15 protein-coding genes and 1 pseudogene are annotated in these 23,568 nt (G+C 73.8%); 12 read left to right on the top strand and 4 right to left on the bottom strand.

Features of this window, described 5'->3' with window-relative positions; genetic code table 11:
• The first annotated feature begins 330 nt into the window (after positions 1-330).
• On the top strand, positions 331-1,491 hold the full coding sequence (locus tag U8525_RS18865) for an acetyl-CoA carboxylase biotin carboxylase subunit family protein (protein ID WP_374267620.1): 1,161 nt from the start codon (positions 331-333) through the stop codon (positions 1,489-1,491).
• A gap of 3 nt (positions 1,492-1,494) precedes the next feature.
• Here the strand turns inward: U8525_RS18865 and U8525_RS18860 are convergent, their stop codons facing one another.
• Together U8525_RS18860 and U8525_RS18855 are read right to left on the bottom strand one after the other, a co-directional pair.
• Positions 1,495-2,073 (bottom strand): DUF2378 family protein, encoded by a 579-nt coding sequence (locus tag U8525_RS18860; RefSeq protein ID WP_374267618.1) that lies wholly within the window; start codon positions 2,071-2,073, stop codon positions 1,495-1,497.
• Between the two features lie 10 nt (positions 2,074-2,083).
• A complete protein-coding gene (locus U8525_RS18855; protein ID WP_374267616.1) occupies positions 2,084-2,857 on the bottom strand; it encodes an alpha/beta hydrolase in 774 nt (257 codons plus the stop codon).
• Between the two features lie 196 nt (positions 2,858-3,053).
• Here U8525_RS18855 and U8525_RS18850 point away from each other — a divergent pair, with 196 nt between their 5' ends.
• The 3 genes and pseudogenes from U8525_RS18850 to U8525_RS18840 form a co-directional block, all read left to right on the top strand.
• The gene (locus U8525_RS18850; RefSeq protein ID WP_374267614.1) at positions 3,054-5,057 is read left to right on the top strand and encodes a hypothetical protein; all 2,004 of its coding nucleotides are present in this window, start codon (positions 3,054-3,056) and stop codon (positions 5,055-5,057) included.
• A 96-nt stretch (positions 5,058-5,153) separates the two neighbouring features.
• Complete coding sequence (locus tag U8525_RS18845) at positions 5,154-6,812, top strand: lamin tail domain-containing protein (protein WP_374267612.1); 1,659 nt, start codon at positions 5,154-5,156, stop codon at positions 6,810-6,812.
• Positions 6,809-7,249 (top strand): annotated as a pseudogene (locus U8525_RS18840) (thermonuclease family protein); the annotation flags it as partial. The gene U8525_RS18845 and the pseudogene U8525_RS18840, both read left to right, overlap by 4 nt.
• Before the next feature lie 63 nt (positions 7,250-7,312).
• Here the strand turns inward: U8525_RS18840 and U8525_RS18835 are convergent.
• Entirely contained in the window at positions 7,313-8,020 is a 708-nt protein-coding gene (locus U8525_RS18835) for a hypothetical protein (RefSeq protein WP_374267694.1), read from the bottom strand.
• Between the two features lie 396 nt (positions 8,021-8,416).
• Between U8525_RS18835 and U8525_RS18830 the strand changes: the two genes are divergently transcribed.
• The gene (locus U8525_RS18830) at positions 8,417-10,681 is read left to right on the top strand and encodes a PAS domain S-box protein (protein ID WP_374267691.1); all 2,265 of its coding nucleotides are present in this window, start codon (positions 8,417-8,419) and stop codon (positions 10,679-10,681) included.
• Positions 10,682-10,789: 108 nt separating this feature from the next.
• Positions 10,790-11,602, top strand: a complete 813-nt coding sequence (locus U8525_RS18825) for a hypothetical protein (RefSeq protein WP_374267610.1) — start codon at positions 10,790-10,792, stop codon at positions 11,600-11,602.
• Between the two features lie 3 nt (positions 11,603-11,605).
• On the opposite strand, the gene U8525_RS18820 is transcribed toward U8525_RS18825, so the two are convergent.
• Positions 11,606-12,529 carry a TerC/Alx family metal homeostasis membrane protein gene (locus U8525_RS18820; protein WP_374267608.1) on the bottom strand — a complete coding sequence of 308 codons (924 nt, stop codon included), beginning with the start codon at positions 12,527-12,529 and terminating at the stop codon, positions 11,606-11,608.
• 197 nt (positions 12,530-12,726) lie between these two features.
• Here U8525_RS18820 and U8525_RS18815 point away from each other — a divergent pair, with 197 nt between their 5' ends.
• From U8525_RS18815 to U8525_RS18790, 6 genes are all read left to right on the top strand, one after another.
• Positions 12,727-13,134: a low molecular weight phosphatase family protein gene (locus U8525_RS18815; RefSeq protein ID WP_374267606.1), complete on the top strand. Its 408-nt coding sequence runs from the start codon at positions 12,727-12,729 to the stop codon at positions 13,132-13,134.
• Between the two features lie 250 nt (positions 13,135-13,384).
• Positions 13,385-14,287 carry a DUF2135 domain-containing protein gene (locus U8525_RS18810; protein WP_374267604.1) on the top strand — a complete coding sequence of 301 codons (903 nt, stop codon included), beginning with the start codon at positions 13,385-13,387 and terminating at the stop codon, positions 14,285-14,287.
• A gap of 30 nt (positions 14,288-14,317) precedes the next feature.
• A complete protein-coding gene (locus U8525_RS18805; RefSeq protein ID WP_374267602.1) occupies positions 14,318-14,959 on the top strand; it encodes a DUF1175 family protein in 642 nt (213 codons plus the stop codon).
• Positions 14,956-16,560, top strand: a complete 1,605-nt coding sequence (locus U8525_RS18800) for a hypothetical protein (protein ID WP_374267600.1) — start codon at positions 14,956-14,958, stop codon at positions 16,558-16,560. The genes U8525_RS18805 and U8525_RS18800 overlap by 4 nt, the downstream gene beginning before the upstream one ends.
• Positions 16,557-21,272: an MG2 domain-containing protein gene (locus tag U8525_RS18795; RefSeq protein WP_374267598.1), complete on the top strand. Its 4,716-nt coding sequence runs from the start codon at positions 16,557-16,559 to the stop codon at positions 21,270-21,272. Before U8525_RS18800 ends, U8525_RS18795 begins: the two co-directional genes overlap by 4 nt.
• Positions 21,273-21,275: 3 nt before the next feature.
• Positions 21,276-23,558 carry a hypothetical protein gene (locus U8525_RS18790; protein ID WP_374267596.1) on the top strand — a complete coding sequence of 761 codons (2,283 nt, stop codon included), beginning with the start codon at positions 21,276-21,278 and terminating at the stop codon, positions 23,556-23,558.
• The last annotated feature ends 10 nt before the right edge of the window (positions 23,559-23,568 follow it).

The raw sequence follows: 23,568 nt of genomic DNA, 5'->3' as shown, positions 1-23,568 counted from the left end.
GTGGTTCCGGGGCGGAGGGAGGGCGCTGCCAGCCGCCGCTCCGGTCGCCCCAGCGCTGCTTGTACGGCGCCCCCCAGGCGCACCTCCGCCAGGAGGCGCGTGCGGACGTCCTCGCTCTCCAGCGGTTCGATGAGCTCCGGGAGGGTGGGCTTTCCCCTCGCCTCCCGTGCGTGGACGGACGGCTTGGAATCCTCCGCCATGCCGCGAGTGTTCCCGTCACAGGGCCTCCGCGCGAGCCCCGTGGGTGGACACTGTTCCCCACCGGGCTTCTAGGGCGCGGGCGGGGCCGCTATGGTCCCTCCCCAGCGGAGGACTCGCCCGCCAGGAGCCATGAACTTCGTCTTCATCTCCCCCCACTTCCCCTCCCAGTACTTCCACTTCGCCACCGCGCTGCGCGAGCGCGGGGTGGCCGTGCTGGGCATCGGCGACGCCCCCTACGAGTCCCTCCGCCAGGAGCTGCGCGAGTCCCTGCGCGAGTACTTCTTCGTCCCCAGCCTCAACGACTCCGACGCCCTCCTGCGCGCCACCGGCTACCTCACCTGGCGCCATGGCCGCATGGACCGCATCGAGTCCCTCAACGAGTCCTGGCTGGAGGTGGAGGCCCGCCTGCGCGAGGACTTCCACGTCCCCGGCCTCCAGCCCGCGGACATCCTCAAGCTGCGCTCCAAGTCCGGCATGGCCGAGGTCTTCCACGCCTCCGGCGTCCCCCACCCGGACCTCCTGCGCGTGCGCGACGCGGACCAGGTGAAGACCTTCGCCGCCCGCGTGGGCTACCCGCTCGTGCTCAAGCCCGACGTGGGCGTGGGCGCCGCCCACACCTTCAAGGTCGCCAGCGACGCGGAGGTGGACGCCGCGCTCGCCCACCCGCTGCCCACGTCCTACGTCGCGCAGCCCTTCGTGCGCGGCACCATCGTCACCTACGACGGCATCGTGGACCGCCACGGCGTCATCATCTTCAACCTCAGCCACGAGTACAGCGACGGCGGCATGGAGACCGTCACCGAGCGGCGCGACATCTCCTTCTGGAGCCTCCAGCACATCCCCGCCGCGCTCGACGTGCTGGGCCGTCAGGTGGTCGCCGCGTTCGGCCTGCGCGAGCGCTGGTTCCACCTGGAGTTCTTCCGCCTGCCCGACGGCCGCTTCGTCGTGCTGGAGGCCAACCTCCGCCCGCCCGGCGGCTTCATGACGGACATGATGAACTACGCGTGCGACATCGACGTGTACCGGCTCTATGCCCGCGTCGTGACCGGCGACCCGGTGGCGGACTTCCAGTACACGCCGCGATACCACGTCTGCCACAGCGCCCGCCGCCACGGCCGCCGCTACAAGCACTCCCACGCGCAGATCGTCGAGCGGCTGGGCAGGTCGCTGCTCGTGCACCGCGAGCTGCCGCCCATCTACCACTCGCTGCTGGGCGAGGAGATGTACCTCACGCGCCACCCGGACCTCGAGTCCATGCAGGACGCGGTGCGCTTCATCCAGGCGACGTGAGCCTCACGGCTCCTGCGTCCAGGTGAGCGCGTACTCGGTGCGCTCCCCGTCGTCGTACCGCTTCGTCGCGCGAGGCGCCTTCGCGCCGCCCGCGGCCAGCAGGGCCTCGAAGAGGGCCTCCACGTAGCCGGGCGCCTTGAGGCTCGAGTTGAGGTGCAGCTCGAAGTGCGCGGGGCCGCGCTCCACGAGCGTCGCCTCCGTGTAGTTGTCCGTGCCGCGCAGCACCTCCGGCAGCCGCTGCACCACGCGCCGGGGCCCCAGCACGCGCATCACGCCCATCACCGCGCGCCCCAGCAGCGTGGCCCCGTAGCCCTCCACGTGCGCGCGGGCGAGCCGGGCGTAGCCCTCCGCGCGAGGCAGGCCTGGGTACACCTCTTCCACGACCATCTCCAGGCACCGCGCCCAGAGCGGCACCGGGTAGAGCGGCAGCAGCGGCCGGTCCAGGTCCACGCCCACCTGGCGCAGCCGCTCACGCAGGCGGGGGGACACCTGGCCCCTCAGGCCATGCTGGAGCAGGCCTTCCACGACCTGCACGTAGACCTGCCGCTGCTCGGGCGGCACGGAGCGGGGCCGGCGTGTCACGAGCGTGGGCTCACCCGAGCAGCCACTGCATGGCGCCCGGGAGCCGGCGCTGCCAGTCCCTCTCGTGGTGCTCGCCGCCGGGCTCCAGCACGAGCGACACCTCGTGGTCGCCGTAGCCCAGGCCCTTGAGGTGATGGAAGAAGTCGCGCGTGCCCCGGCCGTAGTCCAGGGGGATGCCGCCCGCGTGGATGGACTCCGTGGCGCCCGCGTCCAGGTAGATGCGCGTCCAGCGGCGGCTGTGCTCGCGCCACGCGTCGAACAGGCGGCCCTGGCTCCACATCACCGTGGGCGACAGCGCGCCGATGCGCCCGAACACCTGCGGGAACCTCCACCCCAGATACAGCGAGATGAGCCCGCCCAGGGACGAGCCCATCGCGCCGGTCCACTCGCTGTCCTGGCGCGTGCGGTACGTCCGGTCGATGTAGGGCTTCAGCTCCTCCACGAGGAAGCGCCCGTAGGCCTCGCCGCGCGCGGACACGCCGTTGCGCGGCTCGTCCCACGGCGAGTACTCCTGGAAGCGGCCGGGGCCGGAGTCCACCGCGACGATGATCCACGGCTCCAGCCTCCCGGCCTGGACGCCCTCCTCCACGACGCGGTTGGCGCACCACGTGTCGAAGACGGCGGACTCGGGATGCGCGAAGACGTTCTGCCCGTCGTGCATGTAGAGCACCGGGAAGCGGTGGTCCTGCCAGGCGTCGTAGGTGTCCGGCGTGTAGATGCGGACGGTGCGGTTGAATCCCTCCTGCGGAGAGGGGAAGTGGCGAAGGATGTGGACGTAGCCCATGCGCTGTTTCCGGGGCCGGACGGGGCCGGCCCTCGCGAAGATGTGGCCGGCAGCATAGCCGCACCGGCCCACGCCCACCTGGAGCGCGCGGGACCGCCGTCCCTCGCCTGGACCCCAGGTCCGGAGAAGGGATGGGCCCCATGTCGGGGCCTCGCTGTAGGGAAGGGTGGTCCCGCTCGTGCAGAGGGCCCGCCGCGTGCGTTCCGTCCTCGCCTGCGTGTGGCTGTTCCTGCTGGGGGTGCCCTCCATGGCGCTCGCCGCGTCCTATGAGGTCGACCCCGAGGATGCGGGGGAGCAGGCGCTGCTCGCGCTGCGGGAGGACGGCGCCATCACGGCGGAGACGCTGTCGGCGCTGCTGGTGCTGCGGCGCTCGGGCGTGGATCCGACGTGGGCGTCGCGCGCCTCGCTCTATGCGTTGCCGGGGCTGACGTACGCGCGCGTGGATGGGTGGGCAGCAGGGGGGATGACGCCGGAGGAGCGGCGACGCCTGGCGCCCTTCCTGACGACCTCGGCGCCGGAGCGGGTGACGGGCGATGCGAGGCTCCTGACGGCGTTCGCCGCGTCGGATCCGGTGCTGCCTCCGCTGGCGCTCCAGGTGCGTATGGCAGGGCCCCAGGGCTGGCGCGTGGGCCTGCTCACCTCGCTGACGCGGCGACGGCTGGGCGCGGTGCATCGGGATGCGAACCGGCGGGCGCTGGTGGCGGAGGCGCCCGGGGTGTCGTTGGTCGTGCCCAAGCTCCACGGTCAGTGGACGGGCGAGCGGGCTTCCGTGCTGGTGGGCTCGTACCGGCTGGGCTTCGGTCAGCGCCTCACGCTGGACACCACCGGGCTGCCCACGCCGGACGGCTTCCTGCCCGACGACACCGTGCGCGCGCCGGGAGGCGTGGAGCGCTGGTGCTTCCTGGGGGAAGGCGCCTGCACGCCCGAGGAGCGCGCCGCGGACGTGACGCCGGACTTCCAGTGGGATGAAGGCTTCCGGGGCGTGGTGGGGACGGTGCGGACCCCCGCGGGGGTGTCCGTGACGGGCTTCGGTTCGTACCAGTCCCGCTCGTTGCTCTCCCATGCCCTCTGCGAGGGCGCGGCCTGCAAGGCGCCAGCGGTGTGGCTCGCGGGGCCGGGGGCGCCGGTGGGGCGCGTGGTGTCGCGCAAGCTGCCCGGCGTGTTCCATGAGTGGGCCGGAGGTGGCCACGCGGCGATGGCCTGGGGCTCGCGCGCGCAGGTCGGAGTGACGGCCTGGGGCGCGCGGCCGGTGTGGCGCGTGGAGGGCGCGATGCTCGACTTCCGCTCCACCGCGGGCTACCCGGCGGGCGGCGCATTCGGCGCGGTGGGCCTCGATGGGGCGTGGGGCCTGGGCCCCGTGGACCTCTTCGTGGAGGTGGCTCGCACGTTCGACGCGGCGCCGGGAGGCGGCGGTGGCTACGGCGCCCTTCAGCGCACGGTGGTGACGGGCGCGTCGAAGGAGCTGGAGCTGTCGCTGCGGGCCTACGGACGCGGCTTCGCCAATCCCTACACCGGGGCCCTGTCTGGCCCGGATGAGCTGGAGGGCTCGCGGGCCCGGAACGAGGTGGGCGCGCGCGTGCGCTACGTTCATCGCCTGAGCACCCTGCGGCTGCGCGGGGAGGTGGATGCGTGGACGCTGCCCTCCGACGGCGCGGCGGTGGGGAGCGCCGGCACCGTGAACCTGCGGGCCTCGGGCCGGGTGGACTGGCGGGCGCATGCGCTGTTCCAGCCGTCACTGTGGGGCGAATTCCGGGACAAGGACGTCGGCGTGGCGGGGGATTGCTTCGACGGCTCGGGGGAGGAGCCCTGCTCGGGGTCGCTCCTGCGCCTCACGGCCCGGGTGAAGGCTGAGCTTCACGATGCCGTGTCCGTGGCCGCGCAGTACGCGCACGCCCGCGTGGATGATCCGGTGAACCAGGGCGCGCGGGAGGACGCGCACGCGGTGGTGGAGGCGCAGGTGCGGCCCTGCGAGGCCTTGAGGCTGCGCGGCCGCGCCGTGTGGAGGGACGAGGACCTGTCGACGCGCAACCGGCGGGAGCAGTCCTTCCGGGCCACGCTCGACGCGAGCTGGACGGCGGACGCCGTGACGACGCGGGCCCGGTACGCGTGGGTCGTCGACTTGAAGGACGCGCGAGGTGCCCGGACGCCGCCGGAGGCGCCCCGGCACCTGTTCGCGCTGGAAGTGGAGACGCGGTTCTGAAGGGAGCGGAGTGTGGTGGCTCGGGCAGTGCGGGGATGGGGTGTGAGGTTGGGGTTGGGATGGGTGCTGGGATGGATGGGGGCGTGTGGACTGCCCATGTGGGAGGAGGAGCCCCCGGCCTGTGAGGCCTTGCTGCCGGGGGACCTGGTCATCACGGAGTACCTCAACGACCCCGCGGGCGTGGACACGGGGAAGGAGTACGTGGAGCTTCACAACCCCACCCGTGAGACCGTGGACCTGCTCGGCGTCACGCTCTTCACCGCGCGCGACGAGGCGGCGCAGGAGCGGGTCTATACGTTCACCACGGGCCTGCCGGTGGACGCGGGGGCCTTCGTCGTCCTGGGCGACGTGCGCGAGGGAGCCCTGCCCGAGCACGTGGATCAGACCTATGGCGACTCGCTCGGCGCGCTGGGAAACAGCGCGGGCCTGCTGGGGCTGCGGTGTGGTTCGCGGGTGCTCGACACGGTGGCCCTCACCGCGCCAGCGAAGTCGGGCATGGCCCGGACCCATGACGGTCAGCTCGTGCCCGACGCGGAAGGCAACGACGACCTGTCGCGCTGGTGCGATGCGCCGGGCAGCCCGGGCGTCGCGAACGCGCCGTGTCCCTCGCTGGCGGATGGAGGCGCGTCCGCCGGGGACGGAGGCCGCGTCGCCACGTGCCTGCCACCGGGCGCGGTCGCTCCCAGGGCGGTTCAGCCCCCGCGTCCGGGTGAGCTGCTCATCACCGAGGTGATGGCCAACCCGCGAGGCGACGACGCGGTGGGCGAATGGCTGGAGGTCCGCGCCACCGTGCCCGTGGACCTCAACGGGCTGACGGTGGGGACGGAGGCGTCCGGGACACGCCTGGAGTCGGAGCGCTGTCTGTCGCTCGCCGCCGGAGAGTCCGCGCTGCTCGCGCGCAGGCGGGAGCCGGAGGTGAACGGCGGACTGCCGGAGCCGCTGGCCACGTTCTCCGTGGACCTGCGCAACGCGGGTGGCGTGGTCGCCGTGCGCGCGGGAGGCGTGCTCATCGACAGCGCGCTGTATGGCCCGGCCCAGGACGGCGTGGCCACCCAGGTGTCCGCGCCGCTCACCGGTGACGCGAAGCACAACGATGTCGCCACGTCCTGGTGCGCGGCCACGGAGTCCTACGGTGACAAGGGCAACCTGGGCACGCCGGGGCGGGCCAACCGCGTGTGCACCGCGAGCGATGCGGGCGCGCCGCACGCGACCTGCATCGACCGGACGACGGGGCAGTCGCGCGCGCGCCGCGCTCCCACCGTGGGCTCCCTGGTGCTCACCGAGTTCATGGCCGACCCCGCCGTCGTCCCGGATGCGCAGGGGGAGTGGGTGGAGGTGCTCGCGCTGCGCGAGGTGGACCTCAACGGGGTGGCGCTCGCCAATGAATCCGGCGGCACCCTCCTGGAGTCCCCGCTGTGCCTGTCGATGAGGGCCGGCGCCTTCGCGGTCCTCGCGCGCAGCGACGACGCTTCACGCAATGGCGGGTTGCCCTCGGTGCTCGGCACGTTCGCCTTCGGCCTGGGCAACAGCGCGGGCGCGCATGTCCTCGAGCTGTCCGCGCAGGGCACCGTGCTGGACGCCGTGGCCTTCACGAACGCCGCGAGCCCCGGGGTGTCCTCGCAGCTGGATGCGCGCGTGCGGGACGCCACCGGCAACGACGCGGCCGGGGCCTTCTGTCCGACGCCCTCGGGCGTGACGTATGGCGCGGGCGACCGGGGCACCCCGGGCCGGGAGAACCGGACGTGCGCGCCATGAGGGCTCGGGGAGGGCTGTGGCTGCTGCTGCTCGCGCTCCTGTCCGCCTGCGGCGGCGCGGAAGGGGAGTGCGGCCCGAGCACGGGCGTGGTGACGAAGGTCATCGACGGCGACACGGTGGTGCTCCAGGACGGCGAGCGCATCCGCTACCTGCTCGCGGATACGCCGGAGACCACGCGGGGCCACGACGACTGCTTCGGCGAGGAGGCCGCGGCGTTCAACCGCTCGCTCGTGGAGGGCCGCACGGTGCGGCTGCGGGACGCGGAGGCGTGCACGGACCGCTTCGGGCGGCGGCTCGCCTATGTGTCCGTGGACGGCCAGGACGTGAACGCGCTGCTCGTGCAGCGGGGCTACGCGTGCACGCTGTTCATCCCGCCGGCCGGCGCCTCCCGGCGCGGCGAGTTCGAGGCCCTGGAGCTGGAGGCCCGCCGCGCCCGCCGGGGGCTGTGGGGCCGCTGCCCGGCGCCGTGTCCCAGGGGCCGGCGCCCGGCGGCGTCCACCCTACGGCAGCGCGTCCGTCACCGCCTGCTCCAGCTCCGAATCCAGCGGCCAGGCAGGCGGGCGGCGCGACGTGGCGAGCTCCAGCGTGTCGCCCGCGAGCCTCGCCCCGAAGGACTCCCCCACGGACAGCCGCACCTTGCGCACCTTCTCCCGGAGCACGTCGCCCACGTCGGGCACCCGGGTCAGCCGGGTCAGCACCTCGCCGGCCCGCTCGACGAGCCACGCCAGGGGCTGGATGTGGGCCTCCTCCTCCAGCTCCGTGGGCGCGCCGAGCTCCACCGCCACCTTCGTGCCCCAGGCGCTGGACAGCTTGTCGGCCAGCGCGGGCAGGTGCCGCCGCAGGTGCATGGGCGAGGACTCGGGCATCGACTTCGCGGGCGTGTCCAGCACCGTGGCGTCGTGCAGCGTGAGCGCCTCGATGGCGCCATCCGGGATGAACGTCAGGTCCAGCCCGTCCCCGCGCGACCCGTAGCCGCTGGAGGTGATGAGCAGCACGCCGCGGCCCTGGCGGCCCTCGCCGTACTCCCGGACGAGCCCCGTCAGCTCGCGCCCGCTGCGCAGGAACACCGTCACCTGCGGCAGGTTCAGCGGCAGGCCCTCATCGCGGCGGCGCATGAGGGTGCTCATCGCCTGCAATACCTCCCCGACGCCGCGCACGTGGCCCCGGGCCAGCGACTCCAGCGGATCCACCGGCTTGGGCGTGCTCATGACCGGACCTCCGCCGCCATGCTCCGTAGCTGGGACCCGGGCCTGGAGGGCAGCCGCCCCGTCGCCAGCACGTCATCGCCCTGTCCACTGGTGCTGCGTTCCGCGAATGCCATGGCCTGCTGCCTCCCGTGTGCTTGGAGGGCAGTCTCCCCCAGGTCCCTGACGGGGCCCAGCGGTTCGAGAGCGCCCCTCCTGGCCGCCCGCCATGTCCCTGGGTTCAATCCCAGAGGTGGGCAACCCACCCCGTCTCCGCCCGCAGGCCCCATCCATTCCGCGGCGCACGATGCGCATCTTCCCTCCACTCCGGGCACGTCCAGGGAGCAGGGGTCCAGTGAAGCTCACTCTTCCGACAGCATGCGGCCTGCCTCGTCCGGGCAGGGCCTCCGGGGCGCCGGCATGAAGCCGGTCGCGTCCACGGAAGAGTCGCTCGCGGATCTGGTGGAGGCGAGGCGCGAGGACATCATCCGGCGCTGGGGCGCCCGGCTGGAGCCCCTCCCTCCGGGCATGGACGTGGAGCTCCAGGAGCGGCTGCAGGGGATGCTCAAGCAGGTGGACGCCCTGGTGCTCGTCCTCCGGCAGGGCGCCGCGGAGGCGTGGTCCAGCGGGCCGGCCTGGGCCCACGCCCGGGAGATCGGGCTGCGGCGCTTCCGGGCCGGCGCGCGGGTGGAGACCCTGGTGGAGGAGTACGGCCTCTTGCGCGAGGCCATCCTGGAGGTGCTGGATGCCTCCCACCGGCCGCTCGATACGGACGAGCTGCGCAGGCTGTGGCGCGCGCTGGACCGCGGCCTGACGGAGGCCGTGGCCCACTACGTCCACGAGAATGAACAGGCGCTGCGCTCCCGCGAGCTGCGGTTGCAGGAGATCCTCGACCACGCCCCGGCCGCCATCTACGCGAAGGACGCGGGCGGGCGGTACCTCTTCGTCAACCGCCCCTTCGAGGCCATCTCCGGCCACCCGCGCGCGTCGGTGCTGGGGCGCTCGGACCTGGAGCTGTTCCCCCGGGAGGCGGCGGAGCGCTTCCGCTACAACGACCGCCGGGTGCTGTCGTCGCGGCGGCCGCTCGTCTTCGACGAGGAGGTGCTCCAGCCCGACGGGGCGCACCTCTACCACACGATGAAGTTCCCCCTGCCCGGCGTGGAGGGCGAGTCGTGGGCCCTCTGCGGCGTGTCCACGGACATCACCACCACGCGCACCCTGCGCGAGGAGCGCGACGAGGCCCGCGAGCAGCTCCAACGCGTGCTCACCCAGCTGCCGGTGGTGCTGTGGGCCTTCGACACGCAGGGCGTGTTCACCCTCTTCGAGGGAGAGGGCGTGACGTCCACGACCGTGTCCTCCCGGATGATGCAGGGGCGCTCCATCTTCGAGGTGTTCCAGGACCGGCGGGACGTGCTGGAGGTCGTCCTGCGCGCGCTGGCCGGGGAGCGGCTGTCCACCGAGCTCTACCTCATGGGCGTCTGGTTCGAGGTCCGCCTCCTGCCGGTGGTCGGCGCGGACGGACGGGTGGTGAGCGTGTCGGGCGTGTCGCTGGACATCACCGAGCGGCGCCGGGCGGAGCAGGAGCTGCGCGCGTCGGAGACCCGCTACCGGCTGGCCACCCTGGCCACCCGCGACATCATCTGGGACTGGGACCTGGTGACGGGGGAGATCCACTGGAGCGAGCTGGCGCCGCGCCTCCTCCGGCTGGACACGTCCCAGGGGCTGCCCGTCATGGACATGGCCTGGTGGTCGGCCCACCTGCACCCCGACGAGCGCGAGCGGGTGACGCGGGAGCTGCAGGAGGCGCTCGACAGCGACGAGGGGCACTGGGTGGCCGCGTACCGGCTGCGGCGGGGCGACGGGACGTGGGCCTTCGTCGAGGACCGGGGCCGCGTGGTGAAGGACCTCCAGGGCCACCCGGTGCGCATGGTGGGCGCCATGCAGGACGTCACCGACCGGCACGAGGCGGAGGCGGAGGCGAGGCGCCGCGCGGAGTTCGAGCAGCTGCTCATCGGCATCGTCGGCCACGACCTGCGCAACCCCATCTCCGCCATCACCATGGCCGCCACGTCGCTCTCCAGGCGCGAGGACGCCGACCCGCGCGACCAGAAGGCCGTGGCCCGCATCCTCTCCAGCGCCGAGCGCGCGCACCGCATGCTGCGCGACGTGCTGGACTTCACCCAGGCCCGGCTGGGCGGCGGCATCCCCATGGACCCGCGCGAGGTGGACCTCCTGGACCTGGTGCGCCAGGTGGTGGACGAGGTGCAGCAGGCCCACCCGGACCGGCGCCTGGAGGTGGATGGACAGGGGGAGGCCCGGCTGCGCTGCGACCCGGACCGGCTGGCGCAGGTCATCACCAACCTGGTGAACAACGCGCTCGCCTATGGAGACGCCTTCTGCCCGGTGCGCGTGCGCCTGCGCGCCCACCGGGACTCGGTGACGCTCGCGGTGAGGAACCGGGGGCGCCCCATTCCGCCGGAGCTGATGCCGCACCTGTTCGAGCCCCTCAAGCGGGTGAAGGCCCACGACACCCACCGCAACCACACCCACGGCCTGGGGCTGGGGCTGTTCATCGTGAAGCACATCGTGGATGCGCATGCCGGGCGGCTCCGCGTGCGCTCCACCCCCCTGGAGGGCACCACCTTCCTCGTGCGGCTGCCGCGCCGGCCGCCTGCTGGGAGGTGAAGCGCCGCCGCCCGAGGCGCGCTTGCCCTGGCGGGACGGCCCGGGTAGCAAAGGGGCTCCGGCGGCGGGCGGGCCCCGCCCTTGCCGGACGGAGAGCGGAGCGGCGCCATGAACAAGAAGTGGATCCTCGGGCTGGGGCTGGGTGTCGGCGGGCTGGCGCTGGTGGGCGGCGGCCTGGTCGCGACGGGGTACTGGGCGGACCGCGCCATGGGCGGCGGCGTGGAGGCGCTGATGAACACCCAGGAGCGCGCCCAGAAGGTCATGGAGCTCAACGCCCGCTACCCCTTCCAGCCGCCGCCCGCGGGCAAGCTGCTGCCGCTGGACGAGGCGCGGCTGGAGGCCTACCTCGCGGCGCGCGAGGCGACCCTGCCCGCCTACCAGGTGATGCAGCGGGAGAGCCTGGAGTACGTCCAGGCGCACGGCGGCGAGCTCAGCACCGGAAGCCGCCGCGCGATGCTGAAGGCCGCCGGCGCCTCCCTGCGCATGGCGGGCAAGGCCCAGTCCGTCCTCCTCCAGAACCTGGAGGCGCAGCGCATGTCGCCCGTGGAGTTCCGCCGCCTCACCGCCGTGGTCTACCCCCCGCCCGAGGCCGCGCCGGACGCGGGCGTGGCGATGGCGTCCCAGGTGTCGGATCCAACGAACCTCGCGCAGCTGGAGGCGCAGCTCGCCGCCATCGCGCCGCAGCTGGAGGACCCGAAGCTCACCGAGGCGGAGCGGCTGCAGCTGGAGCAGCGCCGCGCCGGGCTGCGCAAGTACATCACCCAGCTGGAGCTGGCCTCGGGCAAGGACGTGAAGGACGCCAACGCGGCCCTCCTGAAGAAGCACGCGGAGCGCATCGCGAAGGCGGCGAACCCCACGTTCGACGACCTGCTCATCCGGCCCCTGGAGCCCGCCGGCACCGCGGGCCTGCCCACGCCCTGAGCGTCAGGCCTCCACCTGACGCGCGGAGCGCCGGTGGGCGAGGCTCGCGCCCACCGCCCCGCCAATCAGCACCACGATGATGGCCACGGAGAGCAGCGGCGGGATGTGCACCCACGCCTCCGCCACCATCTTCACGCCCGCGAACGCCAGCACCCCGGCCAGCCCGTAGTGCAGGTACTTCAGCTGCCCCACCGCCCCGGAGATGACCAGGTAGAGCGCGCGCAGCCCCAGGATGGCGAAGGCGTTGGAGCTGTAGAGGATGAACGTGTCGGTGGTGACGGAGAACGCCGCCGGCACCGAGTCCACCGCGAACAGGATGTCCGTCACCTCCAGGCCCACGAGCGCCACCAGGAGCGGCGTGGCGAACCGGTGGCCCTCGTGCTTCACCACGAAGCGCGGCCCCTCCACCCGGTCCGTCACCGGCAGCCGCTTCGACAGCCACCCCACGACGCGGTTGTCCTCCTGCTTCGACGGGTCCTCGCGCAGCACGCGCCACGCCGTGACGAGCAGGATGGCGCCGAAGACGTAGGACACCCAGCCCCAGCGCTGCAGCGCCGCCGCGCCCACGAAGATGAACAGGGCCCGGAACACCAGCGCGCCGAAGATGCCCAGGAAGAGCACCTCGTGCTGGTAGCGCTGGGGCACGTTCAGGCTGCGGAAGATGACGAGGAAGACGAAGACGTTGTCCAGGCTGAGGCTCTTCTCGATGAGCCACGCCGCCAGGTACTCGTGCCCCTTCGCGCTGCCCAGCGTCACCCACACGAAGCCGCAGAAGCCCAGCCCCATCCCCACCCACGCCAGGCTCCACAGGAGCGCCGCGCGGCGCGACTGCCCCCGCCCGCCCCGGTGCGCCAGCAGGTCCACCACCAGCAGCGCCAGGAGCAGCGCCCAGAAGACAACCCAGGCCCAGGAAGGGGTGCTTTGCATGACCCCTCCAACCTAGCCATCCCCCCGGCTTCCGCTCGAGGAAAGGGTTCGCGCGGAGTCAAATCCTACCCATATCCCCCGTCACAGCAGGCCCCTTCGGGGAAGCGGGCGAGCGTTGTCCTCCTCCCCACTCAGGATGTGATACTTCCCTGGAAGCCCAGGAACCTCACGATTTTCAACACTCCAAAGGCGGTGCGATGAACACGGTCATCTTCGCTTGTACGCACAACGCGGGTCGCTCGCAGATCGCGGCGGCTTTCTTCAACCTGCTGGCGGACCCGGCGAAGGCGCGAGCCATCTCCGCGGGGACGCAGCCGGCCGAGCGCCTGCACCCCGAGGTGCTCGCCACCATGAAGGAGATGGGCGTGGACCTGGGCGACGCCAGGCCGCAGCGGCTGACGCCGGAGCTGGCGAAGAGCGCGCAGATCCTGGTGACGCTGGGCGGCCTGCCGGACGCGCCGGTGGTGGCGGACCAGAAGCGCGAGGACTGGCCCATGGAGGACACGGCGGGCAAGTCCGCGGCGGACGTGGAGAAGATCCGCGACACGACGGCCGCCATGGTGTCGGACTTCGTGAACCGCCATGGCTGGGAGCGCCCGCAGTAGGACGGGGGCGGAAGGCCGCTGCCCTTCCGGCGCGTGACCGTGGGTGTCCGGGCCCGGGCGCAGGGCGGACGGACGGGCGCGCGAGGAAGGAAGGCGAAGGCCGCGCCGCCCGGCGTCGCGGTGGGGGGGCTTCCGGGCGGGGTCGTTGGCGGGGGCCGGGTGGCTTGAAAGAAGTGGGAGCTTGCCGCACGCTGTGTTTCCTCGCGGACACGCGGTTCGCGCACCCCACTCCCAGGCTCCAGGTCCCACGATGCTCTCCGTCCTTCTCGCCGGGCTGCTGACGCAGACGGCGCCGCCGGTCAACGCCCGCCAGCAGGGCGTGCCCATTGGCCGGGGCGACACGGTCCCCAAGGTGGTGTTGAGCGCGCCGTCCGGCGGGTGGACGGTGGACCGGATGCTCCAAATCGAGGGCACGGTGAGCGACCCCACGGTGGACCCCGTGGTCGTGTCCATCAACGGCGACCGCTACCTGATGCGCACGCAAGGGGGGCGCTTCAGCCGCAAGTTCCCGGCGGCCAGCGGGAAGAACGTCGTGACGGTGATGGCCACCAACAAGGGCGGCACGGCGCGCGCGCAGGCGACGAGCTACGCGCAGGTGCCCCCGGTGCCGCTCAAGGCCATCCTCACGAGCGACACGGACGGCGTCTACACGGACCTGCACATCTACGAGCCCACGGACGCGAGCAGCGAGGGCGACACGCTGAGCGTGGCGTCCATGGCGCACGTGTACTGGGCGAACACGGAGAGCCCGTCCGGCGGCACGTTCTTCCTCAACGAGCAGGGCGGCGACTTCGACCAGCCGGCGTACGGCCCGTACCTCTACATCCACCGCGCGCCGCCGAAGGGCGTGTACCTGGTGGCGACGAACTACTGGCCCAGCGGCGACAAGGCGCACACGGTGGCCACGCTCAACCTGGCGCTCTTCGAGGGCACGCCGGGCGAGCTCCGCCGCCGCGTGCGCATCCCGCTGGCGACGCCGGGGACGACGCGGGTGCTCGCGTGGGTGAACATCCTGGGGGACGGACAGGCGGAGGTGTACGTGCCGTCCGCGGACCCCAAGCCGAAGGGGAAGGGCTGGCCCACGAACCTGGAGGAGGCGCTCAAGGAGCTCCAGAAGAGCGGTGACGGCGGCGGTGGAGACGAAGGCTACTGAAGCGGCCGGCGCTCCCGGCTCGGCCCCGCCATGCGCGTCCTGATGCTCACGCTGCTGCTGAACGCCGCGCCCGCTCCGTCCGGGACGGCCCCCGTGTCTCCCGCGCGCGAAGCCGCGTCCCTCGCCCCGGAGCCCGTCGCCCCGGAGACGCGCGCGCGGCTGCTCCGCCGGGAGGTCGCGCAGGTGGCGCTCGCGCAGGTGAAGGCCCCGGACGCGGCGTGGCAGCCCGCGCAGCGCGACTGCGCGGGCCTCATCCGCTACGCGTACCGCACGGCGTACCGGCGCGTGGCCTCGGCGCGGCTCGCGTCGCCGCTGTGGCGGGACGCGCGCGGCGCCCCTTCCGACTTCGCGGACGCGGAGACGCTCCTTGCGCGCAGCTTCCTGCCGCTGGGCCGGGGCCTGGAGGCGCGTGAGCAGCTCCGCACCGGGGACGTGGTGGCCTTCCGCCAGGAGCACGACGAGGGCCCCGTCTTCCACCTGATGCTCGTGGTGCGCCCGGAGGACCGGGCCCATGCGCCCGCGCGCGTCGTCTACCACCCCGGTGAGGCCGGCGCGCGGGTGCGCACCGGCCTCCTGGATTCGCTCGCCACCGAGGCGCCGCTGGAGTGGCGCCCCGTGCCGGCCAACGCCGCCTTCCTCGGCTTCTTCCGCTTCAAGGAGTGGATGTCATGACGTCTCCCGTGAGCCCGCCGCCCCCCGCCGGAGGCGGAGGCAAGGGCCCCTCGTCCACCGCGCGCATCGCGCTCCTCGGCGCCCTCGTCGTGGGCGTGGGCGTGGGGGCCTTCGTCATCGGCCGCAAGAGCGGCGGCGGCGGCTCCGGCCCCGCCTTCTCCTCCGGGGAGCCCAAGGGGCCGCCGTCCGCGGGCGCCTCCGTGGAGGGCATGCCGGAGGTGCCCTCCGAGCCGACCCTGATGGAGGTGCCCGGCTCCGCGGCCAGCCCCGCCATCTGGGTGGACGTGCACGCGCCCGCGAAGGTGCGCGACGCGCTGGCGCGCAACGCGTGGCTGAAGGCGCAGTGGGACAAGCCGCTGGGCCAGGGCTTCACGAGCGGCTGGGCCGCGTTCCTGGGCTCCACCGGCACCGACCTCAAGGCGTCCTTCAAGGGCGCGGTGCTGGACGTCGTCGCCGGGCCGCTGCTGGACACGCCGTTCCGCACGGTGTGGTTCAACGGCGACGCGCGCGTGGGCACGCCCGCCGTCATCGTCCCGAAGGCGAGCAAGGCGTCGCGGGCGGCCTGGGACGCGCTGGACGCCGTGGCGAAGCGCGGGGAGCTGCGCGCCACCTCCTGCCCCGGCGGCACGACGGAGCCGCCGCCGCCGGGCGACGGCTTCCACCTGTCGCGCTGGCTCGTCGCCGAGCAGACGCTGTGGGCGGCGCGCACGGAGGACCGGCTGGTGCTCTCGCGCCACCCGGTGGTGGTGCTCCAGGCCCTGTGCGGCCCGCTGCCGGAGCTGGACGCGGAGGACGGCGTGGACGTGGAGGTGGGCTTCGACCCGGACGCCTACGGCCGCGAGGCGCAGCTCTTCACCCACGTGCTCGGCCTGGGGGCGGACGCGCGGCTCCAGCTGGGCGTGGACGGCGACCGGCTGGTGGCGAGGGGCATCGCCGGGAAGCTCCGCCCGGACGCGATGGCCAACGACGGCAGGCCCCTGTCCGACGACCTGCTCAAGCTGGTGCCCGAGGACACGCCGGTGCTGTTCGCGTTCCAGCTCACGCTGCCGGAGTCGCTGGAGCCCGCGAAGCTCAAGGCCTTCTGGGCGCACGAGGGCCAGCCCCGCACGCGCGCGCGCCAGGTGGCCCTGGTGTGGACGCCGCGCGGCAGCGCGTCGATGGAGCCGGAGCTGGCGCTGCTGTGGGGGGATGCGCAGGACGCGGAGGGGCTCGCCGCGCTGTTCTCCGGCGGCGCGCGGACGCTGGTGCGCGCCACGCTGTGCAAGCACGTGGTGCTGGCCACGAGCCAGGCGGAGGTGGAGCGGCTCCAGAAGGCGTGCGACGGCCGCGCGCCCAACATGCTCAACGCCGCGGGCCCGGTGGTGACGGGGCTGCGCGCGCCCTCCACGGTGGTGCTGGGCGTCAACACGGGGCGGCTGTTCAGCGGGCTCGCCGTGGACGGCTACACGTCCGAGGCGCGCGTGGACCGCGCGTCGCCCCTGCCCAGGGCGCTGCCCCCGGAAATCGAAGCGGCCCGCCGCGACCTGGAGGCCCTGCCGTACCTGGGCTTCCGCGGCCGCGTGCAGGGCTACGTCATGCTGTCGGAAGGGTTCGGGACATGAAGACCTCCGTGCGTTTCGCGGCGCTGGCCGCGCTCCTGCTGTCCGGCGTGGCGCTGGCCAAGCCGCTCTACATCACCGTCCCGCGCTCCTACGGCACCCGCGAGCCGGTGGCGGTGGACGTCGCCTTCGAGGACAAGGGCCCCGTCGAGCTGCGCGTGCTCCAACCCGCGAACCTGGACGCGTTCATCCGCGCGCAGGGCGACCTGCGGCGCGCGTACGAGGCGCCGCCCACGCTGCTCAACCCGGGCCGGGGCCTGAGCCGCGGCCTCAACGCGGTGCGCTCGCCGGGCATCGCGCTGCTGGAGGCGCTGTCGCCCGCCTTCCGCCAGGAGGTGTCGGACGCGCTGCCTGCGTCGCAGGGGGCGTCCTCGTCCGGCGAGCCGCTGGCGAAGGTGGCCGAGGGGCCGGAGAAGCTGGTGGGCACGCCGCCGGGCTTCTCCGTGGTGCGCAGCCAGTGGCTCAACCTGGACCTGGGCGGCGCGAACCGGGACTTCAACGTGCCGGGCTTCGACACGGGCGACAGCGGCGGCGGCTTCCAGGAGCGCCGCGTGCTGCTCGCGCCGCTGCCCGCGGGCACCTACGTGCTCCAGCTGGTGCAGGGCCGGGTGGAGGGGCAGGTGGTGCTCGTCGTCAGCGACGTCACCGTGCAGCTCAAGCAGACCGACGGCCAGGTGCTGGTGCGCGTGGCGGGCCGCGACCAGCAGCCGCGCGCGGGCGCGCAGGTGCAGGTGTACCTGCCCACGGGCAAGGGCCCCGCGGGCACCACGGACGACAAGGGCGAGGTGACGCTCGCGGTGGCGGAGCCGCGCATCATCGCGACGGTGACGGCCGGGCAGGACACGGCCATCGTGGACACGGACTTCTACTCCGCGCTGGCGGTGGCGCCGGACGTGTTCATCTACAGCGACCGGCCCATCTACAAGCCGGGCAACGAGGTGAAGTTCCGCGGGCTCGTCCGGCAGCCGGACACGTTCCTCGCGCGGCTCTTCACGCCGAAGAAGCGCGACGTGCGCGTGAAGCTGGTGTCGCAGGAGGGCCGGGAGCTCGTCACCCGCGCGGCGGTGGACGAGTTCGGCGCGTTCAACGGCACGCTCAAGGTGCCGGACGACCTGGGCACGGGCGTGCTGCGCATCGAGGCGGACCTGGATGCCCGGCCCTACCAGGGCGAGGCGCGCGTGCAGGACTACGTGAAGCCCACGTTCTACCTGGAGGTGCAGCCGAGGTCGGAGACGGTGGTGCCGGGCCAGACGGTGGCCGTGACGGTGCGCGCGCGCCGCTACGCGGGCGGCGTGCCCAAGGGCGCGAAGTACGAGGTGTTCCTCTACCGCAGCCTGCTGGACGCGCCCGCGTGGGTGGACGACTCCGGCCGCGGCGGCCAGGGCAGCGCGGTGACGTACGGCACCGCCTCCAGCAGCGAGGGCAAGCTGAGCGTGCCGGAGCGGCTGTACTCCTCCGTCGCGGAGCGCCAGGCCACGGACGACCCGTGGGCCTCCGCCAGCGAGTTCAACGCGGACGGCGAGGCCGAGGTGGAGATCGCCGTGCCCGCGCTCCAGCCGGGCGAGGAGCGGCTGCCGTACCGCTACAGCCTCACCGTGCGCGCGCGGGATGATCAGGAGACGTTCGCCACCGGCACCGCAGCCTTCTTCCTGTCGAAGGTGGAGGTGCTGGGGGTGGCGCGGTACTCGGACGCGGTGGTGCAGAAGGGCGCGGACGCGCAGCTGTCCGTGCGCGCCACCACGCTGTCCGGCAAGCCCTACGGCGTCACCACGGGCGCGGTGGACTTCGTGCTGCGCCGCGCGGACGGCAGCGAGAAGGCGCTGGGCTCGCGGCCCTTCACCACGCAGCAGGACGGCACGTCCCGGCAGCAGGTGCCCACCTCCGACGTGGGCACGGTGCTCGCGCGCGTGACGGTGAAGGACAAGAAGGGCGAGGCGTGGACGGGCGAGGAGTCGCTGCTCGTCATCGGCGGCGCGGACGAGCCCGTGGCGCAGGTGCCCAACCTCACGCTCGCGTCGCTGTCCGGCACGCTGGCGCCGGGGGACAGCGCGAAGCTGGTGGCGCTGCTGCCGGACGCCTGGGGCCAGGGCGGCCGCGACGAAGGGCCGGTGTGGGTGACGCTGACGGGCGCGGGCCTGTACGGCACCGCGGTGGTGCCGCTGAAGGGCCGCACGCTGGTGCACTCCTTCCCGGTGGAGAAGCGCTTCGGCAGCGCGGTGTACGCGTCCGTGGCGTACCCCACCGCGACGGGCCGCTGGGAGGAGCGCACGGTGGCCTTCCGCGTGGTGCCCAGGGAGCGCACGCTCACGGTGGCGCTCCAGCCGCGCCGCGCGGAGGCGCTGCCGCTCACGGAGCAGGCCATCGACGTGCGCGTCACCGACAGCGACGGCAACGGCGTGTCCGCGCAGCTGTCCGTGGGCGTGGTGGACAAGGCCGTCTACGCCATCCAGTCCGAGTTCCGCCCCGGTGTGCTGGACTTCTTTTATCCGCCGGCGCGCGACAACGTGACGAGCTTCTACTCGGCGGAGTTCCAGGGCTACGGCTACGGCGAGCAGCTGGCGCGCAAGCTGGCGGGGCTGCCGGACCACGCGTTCGCGTCCATCAAGCCGCCCAGCCGCAACGCGAAGGACCTGGAGAAGGACACGGCGCACTGGGACCCGGCGGTGGTGACGGACCGGGACGGGCGCGCGACGGTGCGCTTCACGCTGCCCTCCAACCAGACGCTGTGGGTGGTGACGGCGGTGGCGGCGGACACGTCCGGCCGCTTCGGCGAAGGCACGGCCGAGTTCGCCACGCGCGGCGGGCTGAACGTCTACGCGGCGCTGCCGCAGTTCCTGCGCGAGGGCGACGAGGCGCTCGCGTCCGTGCGCCTGGCCGCGGGCTCGAAGTCCAAGGGCAGCCAGGTGCTGGACGTCAGCCTGCGCCCGGGCGGCGCGCTCCAGGCGGAGTCGCTCCAGCGCAAGCTGGAGCTGGGCGAGGGCGGCGAGCAGGTGGTGCCGGTGACGCTGCGCGCGGCGAGGACGGGCCCGGCGGAGCTCGCGGTGGACGTGGCGGGCGGCGAGGACCCCTTGCGCGACCTGAAGCGCTTCGACGTGGCGCCGGCCGCGGTGGAGGACCCCGTGCAGGTGAGCGCGTGGGGCGGCGGCGCGCTGGCGCTGGAGGCGCCGGGGGCGGCCACGCTGACGCGCGTGGAGCTGGTGCTCCAGCCGTCCACGGTGGACGCGGCGCTCACCAACGTGCGCGAGCTGCTCACGTACCCGTATGGGTGCCTGGAGCAGCTGGTCTCCACGACGGTGCCCAACGTGGCGGTGTACCAGGTGCTCCAGAAGGCGGGCGCGCTGGACAAGCTGGACCCGGAGTCGCAGGCGCTGCTGGCCGAGGCGCGCAGCCGCTCCGTGCAGGGCACGGCGCGCATCCTGGGGCTCGCGGTGAAGGGCGGCGGCTTCACCTGGTTCGGCGGCTACAACGAGCCCAGCCTGCCGCTCACGCTCATCGCGCTGGACGGCCTGGCGTACGCGTCCGAGGCGGGGCTGGTGGACCGCGACGACGTGCGCATCCAGGAGAGCGCGAAGTGGCTGGAGGCGCAGGAGCACCTGCCGCCGGAGTACGACGCGACGCGCGCCTACGTGCTGGCGCGCCTCCAGGGCCCGCGTCAGGCGGCGCGGGTTCGCGCGCTGGTGGAGGCCGCGAAGCCGGGGGACCTGTATCCGCTGGCGCTCGCGGTGCTGGCCGCGGAGAAGGCGGGCGTGATGAAGGAGCCCGGCCTCCAGGAGCGCATCCAGGGGCTGGTGAAGGAGAGCAACGAGGGCTTCGCGAGGCTCGCGGGGCTCCAGGGGGACGCGGAGACGCCCGAGGCGTTCTACCGCTACCCGCTGCGGCGCGTGGGCCTCACCGCCATCACCGCGCACGCGGCGTCGTTCGGCGCGCTGGACCTCACGCGCGCGCGCAAGCGCATCCTGGAGATGCTGAGCGAGCCGGGCCTGTCCACCTTCGACCGGAGCACGGCGCTGCTGCACTCGCTCTGGCTGGTGGAGCGCGACGCGAAGGCCTTCAAGGGCATGGCGCCGCCGGAGGTGAAGGGCGCGTCGGCGCCGGTGAGGTTCGCGCCGCGCGGCATGGGCCTGGTCGCCACGCTGCCGGCGGGGACCCGCACGGTGGACGTGGGCGGCTTCGACGGGGTCGCCACGCTGCGCGCCGCCGCGGCGACGCCGCTCAAGGACGTGCAGCCGCGCGTGAACGGGATGTCCGTGGAGCGCGCGTACTACGTGCTGCGCGAGGGCGGGAAGGTGAGGCTGGAGGCGGGCGCGTCCGTGACGCAGGGCGAGGACGTCTACGTGGAGCTGAAGCTGGACGCGCGCGGGGAGAACCGGGCGCGCTCCGCGTACTACGTGGTGGAGGACGCGGTGCCGGCGGGCTTCGTCCCGCTCCAGGAGGACAAGGTCTTCCGGGGGCCGCCGCACTCGCTGCCGCTGGCGCCGGAGGCGCTCAAGCGCCGGCAACTGGACCCCTCGCACGCGACGTTCTTCTTCGAGGAGCCGGCGTGGTGGAGCGACAGCCCGCGCACGGTGGGCTACGTGATGCGCGCGCAGTTCGCGGGCACGTTCGCGGCGCCGCCCGCGACCATCGAGGACATGTACTCGGCGCGCATCCGGGGCCGCACGGCGTCGGACGTGCTGAAGGTGGTGCCCTCGAAGACGTCCGTGAGTGACCTGTAGCCCATGGGGTGGGCCGTCGCCGTCGCCGTGGTGTTGTCGGCTTCGCCCACCTTCGTCACGCGGGGGGACGTGACCCCGGAGGCGGACCTGCGCCGCGAGGCCCAGGCCGCCTGGACGTCCCTGGAGGCGCAGTACGCGGCGCAGGCGGGGGGCCTCCCCACGAGGGCCCCCGTCACCGTGGCGCTCCAGCAGGGCACGGCGCTGCCGCCCGAGCGCAACGCGCAGGGACGGCCCGGCGTGGTGGAGCTGCGGCAGAACGCGCCCGGCGTGCTGGATGCGAGGACGCGCACGGCGCTGCGGCATGAGCTGGCGCACCAGCTGTTGTGGTGGGCCTGTCCCGCGTCCAGCGAGGACCGGCTCTTCCACGAGGCCTTCGCCCTGACGGTGAGCGGCGAGCTGCCCGCGTGGCGCGACGGGCCCTATCAATCCCTGTCGAGCGCGGCGCAGGCGGTGGCCAGCGCGCCGGCGGTGGACACGCGGCGAGCGCGGAGGGGCCTGGCGCGCATCCTCGGTGAGCACACCGGCTTCCCCGCCGCGCTGACGCGCAGGCTGCGGCAGTGTCAGGACGGCGCGCGGTGGGCCGCGACCCTGACGGTGGAGGAGCTGGCGGACGTGGCGGTGCTCGCGCCCGCGCCGGCCACGGTGGTGGTGAGCCGGCACTCGGGAGAGGTGCTGTTCGCCGAGGGCGACGTGCGGCGCGCGGTGCCCTACGGCTCCGCGCTCAAGCCGTTCCTGTACGCGGCGGGGACCGCCCTCGCGCGAGCGGACGCGGGAGCTTCGCCGCGCGGCGCCAGCGCGCCCCCGCTCCTCGCGCCACGCCCGGGCGTGCAGGAGTGGGCCTGTGGCGCGGGCCTGCCTCCGAAGGTGGACGCGCGGACCGCGCTCCTGCGCTCGTGCAACGGCTGGTTCCTGGACTGGGAGGCCACGGGCCGCGCGCCGGCGGGCTTCGGTGTCTGGGGCCCCGTGCTGTCCTCCGTGGGCCTCACCGGCCTGCCCGCGGACATGACGGAGGCCATCGGGCTTCGCTCCGCGCACGGGCTGTCCCCGTGGGGCATGGCGCAGGCGTACCGGCTGCTCGCGGAGGCGCGGCCGGACGTGCTCGCGCTCCTCACCGGCAACGTGGATGAGGGCACGCTCAGCGGCCTGGCCACGTCGAAGGCCCTCAAGGGCGTCGCCACCAAGACGGGCACCGTGCGCGACGCCGCGAGCCGCCCGCAGCTCGGGTGGATCGCCGCCGTGGACGCGGACCTCGTCGCCGTCATCGTGCGCCCCGGCAAGATGCCCCGGCACTTCGTGAACGAGCTCCCCGCGCTCCTCGCCCGCGTGCACCGGCAGGCGGGGCTGGACGCCGCGCGCGTGCAGGTGCTCGGCCTGCTGCCCTCCGCGACCGTGGAGGCCCGCTGCGCGGGCGCCGGCTTCTCGCTCGATGACGGCACCCCGCGCGCCGCGCCCGGGGACTTCTCGCGCCTGGACGCGCTCACCGCGAGGGGGCCCGCCGTCTGCCTGGGCAGCCCCTGGCGCGTGCGCTTCCCGGACGGCCCCGACGGCGGCCGCGACTACGCGGGCGTCTTCACCTGGTCCACGCCCCCGCCGTACCGTCCGCCCCCCGGGGTGCCCACCACGCCCAGCGCCCTCAAGGCCCGGCGCGGCTCCGACTTCATCTTCCGCACCACGCGCGTGCAGTACACCGCCGGCGTCATCGCCGCCGAGGACGTCACGCTCCACGGCGAAGCCCGCGTCGCCCTGGCCCGCGTCGTCGCGCACAACGAGCGCCACGCCGAGCCCCGCCACCCCGGCCGCGCCGTCTGCGATACCACCCACTGCCAGGCCTTCCGGGGCACCGTGCGCGTCCGCCCCGAGGAGTCCCGCGCCCTCCGGCTCAAGCCGCTGAAGTGGGACGCGTGGCTCACCTTCTCGCAGGGGGGCGCCACCCCGTGGAGCGAGGTCCGCCCCCGCGCGGAGGTGGAGGCCCTGCTGGGCGCGAACCTCGTCTCGCTGCGCTTCGAGGCCGGTCGCGTGCGCTACCTGCGCACGGAGGGCACCCCCGCTGCCCCCTACGAGGACGCGAGCTCCCTCCCGTGCGACATGCTGCGCGCCGGCCTGAAGCTGCCCTCCTGCCCCCAGCGCGCCTCCTTCGACGGCCCCCAGGTCCGCTTCGAGGGCCAGGGCCGCGGCCACGGCGAGGGCCTGGACGTCGAGGCCGCCAAGGCCAGCCCCGGCCTCTCCAGCGACGCCCTCCTGGAGCGCGCCTTCGGAGCCCGGGCCCCCCGGCCTCCCACCCCCTGAGCCCTCCTAG

The sequence above is a fragment of the Corallococcus sp. RDP092CA genome (assembly GCF_041903675.1).
GTDB lineage: Bacteria > Myxococcota > Myxococcia > Myxococcales > Myxococcaceae > Corallococcus.
Note: the sequence above shows the minus strand (reverse complement) of the source record. Positions and strands in the feature narration are given on the sequence as shown.

What these genes read in the sequence shown, in the direction of transcription:
- U8525_RS18865 (WP_374267620.1), top strand. Translation starts at nt 331, where the DNA reads ATGAACTTCGTCTTCATCTCCCCCCACTTCCCCTCCCAGTACTTCCAC.
- U8525_RS18855 (WP_374267616.1), bottom strand. Translation starts at nt 2,857, where the DNA reads ATGGGCTACGTCCACATCCTTCGCCACTTCCCCTCTCCGCAGGAGGGA.
- U8525_RS18845 (WP_374267612.1), top strand. Translation starts at nt 5,154, where the DNA reads ATGTGGGAGGAGGAGCCCCCGGCCTGTGAGGCCTTGCTGCCGGGGGAC.
- U8525_RS18835 (WP_374267694.1), bottom strand. Translation starts at nt 8,020, where the DNA reads ATGAGCACGCCCAAGCCGGTGGATCCGCTGGAGTCGCTGGCCCGGGGC.
- U8525_RS18830 (WP_374267691.1), top strand. Translation starts at nt 8,417, where the DNA reads ATGAAGCCGGTCGCGTCCACGGAAGAGTCGCTCGCGGATCTGGTGGAG.
- U8525_RS18825 (WP_374267610.1), top strand. Translation starts at nt 10,790, where the DNA reads ATGAACAAGAAGTGGATCCTCGGGCTGGGGCTGGGTGTCGGCGGGCTG.
- U8525_RS18820 (WP_374267608.1), bottom strand. Translation starts at nt 12,529, where the DNA reads ATGCAAAGCACCCCTTCCTGGGCCTGGGTTGTCTTCTGGGCGCTGCTC.
- U8525_RS18815 (WP_374267606.1), top strand. Translation starts at nt 12,727, where the DNA reads ATGAACACGGTCATCTTCGCTTGTACGCACAACGCGGGTCGCTCGCAG.
- U8525_RS18810 (WP_374267604.1), top strand. Translation starts at nt 13,385, where the DNA reads ATGCTCTCCGTCCTTCTCGCCGGGCTGCTGACGCAGACGGCGCCGCCG.
- U8525_RS18805 (WP_374267602.1), top strand. Translation starts at nt 14,318, where the DNA reads ATGCGCGTCCTGATGCTCACGCTGCTGCTGAACGCCGCGCCCGCTCCG.
- U8525_RS18800 (WP_374267600.1), top strand. Translation starts at nt 14,956, where the DNA reads ATGACGTCTCCCGTGAGCCCGCCGCCCCCCGCCGGAGGCGGAGGCAAG.
- U8525_RS18795 (WP_374267598.1), top strand. Translation starts at nt 16,557, where the DNA reads ATGAAGACCTCCGTGCGTTTCGCGGCGCTGGCCGCGCTCCTGCTGTCC.
- U8525_RS18790 (WP_374267596.1), top strand. Translation starts at nt 21,276, where the DNA reads ATGGGGTGGGCCGTCGCCGTCGCCGTGGTGTTGTCGGCTTCGCCCACC.